Source organism: Frankia sp. CeRuru1 (assembly GCF_977966315.1).
The window spans coordinates 12,462-17,818 of the sequence record NZ_CDWWEW010000062.1 but is presented as its reverse complement, the minus strand read 5'-3'; the positions used below and the strand labels follow the sequence as shown (position 1 = coordinate 17,818).

Below are 5,357 nucleotides of genomic sequence, written 5' to 3'. Positions count from 1 at the left end.
GCGTGTGCGGGCGCGGTGGCACCCTGTCCGTAGCCCCGTGATCGGGGTGGGGGAAGGACTCCCGGAGAGCTGCCGCCGCGGGCTGGTGCGGTTTGTAGCGGAGGTCAAGGCAGCCCGGCCGGCCGCAGTGGCCGTGCGCTGCGGTGGCTGCGCGTCCGGCGCCGGTCACCACGCCTGGAACGTCACCACGCCTGGAACAATGAGACATCGGTGGAGGAGGACATAAACGTGAGCAACCATGAGGTGCCGTCGCTGAGCAGGCAGGTCGAGGCCGCCGTCGCCGGTGCGATCGACCGGGCGCTGCCGGAACTCGCCGGCGCCGACCCGGTTGTCCGCGGCTCCGACCACGCGGACTTCCAGGCCAACGCGGCGCTCGCGCTCGCCCGGCGGGCCCGCCGCCGCCCCGGGGAGCTGGCGGCTGCGGTCGCTGATGCCGTGCGCGCCGATGCCGTGCGCGCCGATGCCGTGCGCGCCGACGGCGCCGGTCTGGTGGCCGACGTCACCGTCTCCGGGCCTGGCTTCCTGAACATCACCCTCGCCGATGACGCGCTGTGGCGGCAGGTCACCGCCCGCCTTGCCGCCGGGCGGCTCGGCGTCGGCGCGGCCGAGCGGGGCCGTCGTACGATCATCGACTACTCCGGGCCGAACATCGCCAAGGAGATGCACGTCGGCCACCTGCGCACCACGATCATCGGGGACTGCCTGGCCCGGGTGCTCGGCTTCCTCGGCGCGGATGTCATCCGCCAGAACCATCTCGGGGACTGGGGCACCCAGTTCGGCATGCTCATCCAGTACCTCGACGAGCATCCCGCGGCGTCCTGGCACCACGACGACCTCGCCGCCGGCGCCTCCACGGTCTCGGCACTCGATACCCTCTACCGGGCCGCCCGGAGCACCTTCGACGCCAACCCCGCCTTCGCCGACCGGGCCCGGCGCCGGGTCGTCGCGTTGCAGGCCGGCGACGCGGCGACCGTCAGCCAGTGGCGGGACATCGTCGCCGAGTCCGAGTTCGCCTTCGGGGAGATCTATCGCCGCCTCGGCGTGCTGCTCACCAGTGAGGACTCGGTGGGCGAGTCCTTCTACAACCCCTGGCTTCCCGATGTCGTCGATGAACTCGTGCGCGCGGGTATCGCGGCCGGCAGCGACGGGGCCCTGTGCGTGTTCTCCGCCGAGGTGACCGGACCGGACGGGGAGCCCGTGCCGCTCATGGTCCGCAAGAACGACGGCGGCTACGGCTACGACATCACGGACCTCGCGACGATCCGCTACCGCATCCGCGATCTCAAGGCCGACCGGCTGCTCTACGTCGTCGACGCCCGCCAGGCCCTGCACTTCCGGCTCGTTTTCGAGGCCGCCCGCCGCGCCGGCTGGCTGTCCGACGACGTCGAGGCTACCCACGTCTCCTACGGCACCGTCCTCGGCCCCGACGGCAGGCCGTTCAAGACCCGCTCCGGCGAGACCGTCAAGCTCATGGACCTGCTCGACACCGCCGTGGAACGGGCCCGCACCATCGTCGCCGAGAAGGCCCCCGGCCTCGACCCGGCCGAGCTCGACCTGATCGCCGAGCAGGCCGGTATCGGCGCCGTTAAATACGCCGACCTGTCCACCTCCCGGACCAAGGACTACACCTTCGACGTCGAACGGATGGTGTCGTTCACCGGGAACACCGGCGTGTACCTGCAGTACGCCCACACCCGGATCCAGTCGATCCTCCGCAAGGCCGGCGACACCCCGGACACTCGGGACGTCCCGGACGTCCCGGATGTCCCGGGCGCTTCGGATACCCTGGTCGAGGTGGACCCCACCCTGACGCCGCATCCCGCCGAACGGGCGCTCGTCCTCACCCTCGACGCCTTCGGTGACACGCTCGTCGACGTCAGCCGCGCCCTCGAACCCCACCGGCTCTGCGGCTATCTCTACGATCTCGCCAAGGCCTACACTGACTTCTACGAGGCCTGCCCGGTGCTGTCCGCTCCGGGCTCCCTGCGCGCCAACCGCATCGCCCTGTGCCGGCTCACCGCCCGCACCCTGCGCCAAGGGCTCGACCTGCTCGGCATTGCCGCGCCTGACCGAATGTAGGCCCGGCCGGCGGGTCCAGGTTAAGCTGGTATCCACGCGGATGTGCATGGTGTGCCGGGAAGTCTGGTCGGCGATGTCCGATTCGACCCCTGATGCTGGGAGACCGCCTTGGGCCCGCCGCCACCTCGCAGTCCATGGTTTCACCGCAGTTTCTGGTTTCACCGGGACTCCCGGTTTCGCCGTGGTTTCCGGCTTTTCGGCCGTGGTTCGCGGGCGGAGACTCAGCGGGTCGCCGCCATCCTGCGCGGTGAGACGATCGGCGGGGCGCTCCTGCTCGCCGCCGCCGTGCTCGCGCTCGCACTCGCCAACTCGCCCTGGTCCGACGCCTACCGATCGCTGCTGGCCGTCCGGGTTGGTCCCGCCGCCCTCCACCTTGATCTGACGCTGGCGGAGTGGACCGCCGACGGACTGTTGGCGATCTTCTTTTTCGTCGCCGGGCTGGAACTCAAACGGGAGTTCGTCGCCGGTGACCTGCGTGATCCGCGCCGCGCCGCGGTCCCGGTGCTCGCCGCCTTCGGCGGTGTCGTCGTCCCGGCCGTCCTGTACACGTTGGTGAACCTGGGCAGCGGCGCGCTGCGGGGCTGGGCCATCCCGACGGCGACCGACATCGCCTTCGCGCTGTCGGTACTGGCGGTCATCGGCCGACACCTACCGATCGCGTTGCGGACCTTCCTGCTCACGCTCGCGGTGGTCGACGATCTGGTGGCCATCGTCATTATCGCCGTCGCCTACACCGAACGGCTGTCGGTCGCGCCCCTGGTCGGCGCGCTCGTGCCGTTGGCGGCGTTCACCGTGCTGGTGCAGCGGCGGGTGCGGTCGTGGTGGCTGCTGCTGCCGCCGGCGCTGGCGACCTGGGCGCTGGTGCACGCCTCCGGCGTGCACCCCACCGTCGCCGGGGTGCTGTTGGGCTTTGCGGTGCCGGTGCTGCGCAGCGAGCGGGCCCGTGCTCCCGAGATGGACCGAGGCCTAGCCGAGCACTTCGAACACCGCTGGCGTCCGATTTCGGCCGGTATCGCCGTGCCGATGTTCGCCTTCGGCTCTGCCGGGGTGACGGTGGGCGGTCTCGACGGTCTAGCCGAGGCGTTGAGTGACCGGGCGGCCGTGGGCGTGATCCTCGGCCTGGTCGTCGGCAAGACGGTCGGGATCCTCGCCGCGACCTGGCTGGTGGCGCGCTTCACGGGGGCGAGCCTGGACGCTGGGCTGGCCTGGCTCGATGTGGTGGGCCTGGCGATCCTGAGCGGCATCGGGTTCACCGTCTCCCTGCTCATCGGGGAGCTGGCGTTCGGGAGCGATTCCCCCCGTAGCGATCACGTCAGGATCGCCGTGCTGGCCGGCTCCCTGATCGCCGCTCTGTTGGCGGCCGTGCTGCTGCGCCTGCGTAACCAGGCTTACGCTCAGCTGGAGCGGACCGAGACCGCCGACCTAGACCGGAACGGGATCCCGGATGGCTACGAGGGAGTGGAAAAGAACGGCTACGGGAAGGTGGACGAGGCGGCGACCGACCGTGTCGACTGACGACACGACTGGCACGTTCACGCCGACCCGCAGGCCGAAGGAAGTCCCGTCCCCGGTTGCGGCCTCGACGAGGAGGTTGCCCGAGGTGAATCGAGACAGCCAGCACACCTCCATCTCCAGCCGGTCGTGGGCCATTGACAGCAGGCGCCGGATCTCCCCGTCCGCTTCGGACCCCGGGATCGTGAGGAGAGCCCCCGCCCCGGATCAGCCCGGATGCGTGCCGACGGTGTCGCGGAGCTCGGCGCCGAGGCGGCCGTCCGAAACCCGGGCACAGTGGGCGCAGCAGAAGAACCGCCCGGATACCTCGACGCCGTGCCCGATAATGCGACAGTCGCAATGTTCGCAGCGAGGGGCGAGTTTTGCCACAGCGCATTCAAAGCAGTCAAAGGTGTATTTCTCGCCACTCACGACCTGCACCTCGAACGACATCCAGTAGTCGTTACCGCAGGTGTCACATCTGGCCATCGTCTCGCCCCCTCTCGCCGGTCCCGACGTTAGACCGGATGGGCACTGATCGCATCTTCCGCCATCGGTATGTTCATCATGTCGATCGATGGTAATGGCGGGCCGATCACCCGGTATCTGCCCAGGTCGTCAGGGCCGGGCGGCATGCCTCATCGAAAAACTGCGACCGGAGCGGGGCGACAGGAGCGGGATGGATCTTCAGTTGGCGGGCAAGGTAGTGCTGGTGACCGGCGGCTCGAACGGGCTGGGAGCCGCCCTGGTGCGGACGCTGGCCGCCGAGGGGGCGCGGGTGGCCTTCTGCGGGCGCGACGAGACGCGGCTGCGGAAGGTTGCCGAGCAGGCGCAGGCTGGCGGTGGCGAGGTTCTCGCCGTACCCGCCGATGTGACCAGCACCACCGACCTTGAACGTTTCGTCGCCACCGCCGTCGACCGGTGGAACGCCGTGGACGCCCTGGTGAACAACGCCGGCGCCAGCGCGGCCGGTACGTTCGAGAAGCAGGCCGACGAGGTCTGGAACGCCGATCTGGAGCTGAAGCTGCACGCGGCGATCCGGGCCTCCCGGCTGGTGTTGCCGTACCTGCGGCGCGCGGGCGGTGGCGGCATCGTGAACTCACTGTCCGTGGCGGCCAGAGCCCCTGGCGCCGGCTCCACCCCGACCTCCGTCACCCGGGCCGCGGGCCTCGCGCTCACCAAGGCCCTGTCCAAGGAGCTCGGCCCGGACCGGATCCGGGTCAACGCGGTGCTGATCGGCCTGGTGGAGAGCGGGCAGTGGGATCGGGCGGCGGCCCGGGAGAACATCACGGGCGACGAGCTGTACGAACGGATGGGGCGGACCTCCGGAATCCCGCTCGGTCGGGTGGGCCGGGCCCAGGAGTTCGCCGATCTGGTCGCGTTCCTGCTCTCCGCGCGGGCCGCCTACATCACGGGTGCGGCGATCAACCTCGACGGCGGCCTCAGCCCGGTCGCCTGACGGCAGACGGCCGGCCGATCAACCGGCGCGCGGGGTCTGCCGTCAGGCCGCCGCAGGTAGCCCTGGTGAGCAACCCGCCCCGCCGCGGGCCGGACCTTCGTAGGCTGGCGGGGTGACCGATCGCCTGTACTTCCGTCAGCTGTTGTCCGGCCGTGACTTCGCCGTCGGCGATCCGGTCGGTACCCAGATGGTCAACTTCGTCTACCTCGTGGGCGACTGCGAGACCGGCGAGGCCCTGATCGTCGATCCCGCCTACAAGGTCGACGACCTGCTCAACCTGCTGGCCGCCGACGGTATGCGGCTCACCGGCGCGCTCGTCACCCACTAC

General features: G+C 70.3%; 4 protein-coding genes and 1 pseudogene. 4 read left to right on the top strand and 1 reads right to left on the bottom strand.

Going from position 1 to position 5,357, the window contains the following annotated elements:
• The first annotated feature begins 228 nt into the window (after positions 1 to 228).
• Together argS and nhaA are read left to right on the top strand one after the other, a co-directional pair.
• On the top strand, positions 229 to 2,079 hold the full coding sequence (gene argS, locus AC08OP_RS07180; RefSeq protein WP_476613469.1) for an arginine--tRNA ligase: 1,851 nt from the start codon (positions 229 to 231) through the stop codon (positions 2,077 to 2,079).
• A gap of 108 nt (positions 2,080 to 2,187) precedes the next feature.
• Entirely contained in the window at positions 2,188 to 3,594 is a 1,407-nt protein-coding gene (nhaA, locus tag AC08OP_RS07175; RefSeq protein ID WP_476613468.1) for a Na+/H+ antiporter NhaA, read from the top strand.
• 204 nt (positions 3,595 to 3,798) lie between these two features.
• Here nhaA and AC08OP_RS07170 read toward each other — a convergent pair whose 3' ends face one another.
• Positions 3,799 to 4,023 (bottom strand): Prokaryotic metallothionein, encoded by a 225-nt coding sequence (locus tag AC08OP_RS07170; RefSeq protein ID WP_476601553.1) that lies wholly within the window; start codon positions 4,021 to 4,023, stop codon positions 3,799 to 3,801.
• 226 nt (positions 4,024 to 4,249) lie between these two features.
• On the opposite strand from AC08OP_RS07170, the gene AC08OP_RS07165 reads away from it, so the two are divergent.
• Positions 4,250 to 5,029: an SDR family oxidoreductase gene (locus tag AC08OP_RS07165; RefSeq protein WP_462188681.1), complete on the top strand. Its 780-nt coding sequence runs from the start codon at positions 4,250 to 4,252 to the stop codon at positions 5,027 to 5,029.
• A gap of 112 nt (positions 5,030 to 5,141) precedes the next feature.
• Positions 5,142 to 5,357: pseudogene (locus AC08OP_RS07160) on the top strand (MBL fold metallo-hydrolase); the annotation flags it as partial.

Excerpts from the sequence above, each read along its gene's own strand:
- AC08OP_RS07170 (WP_476601553.1), bottom strand. The coding sequence starts at position 4,023 with ATGTCGTTCGAGGTGCAGGTCGTGAGTGGCGAGAAATACACCTTTGAC.
- AC08OP_RS07165 (WP_462188681.1), top strand. The coding sequence starts at position 4,250 with ATGGATCTTCAGTTGGCGGGCAAGGTAGTGCTGGTGACCGGCGGCTCG.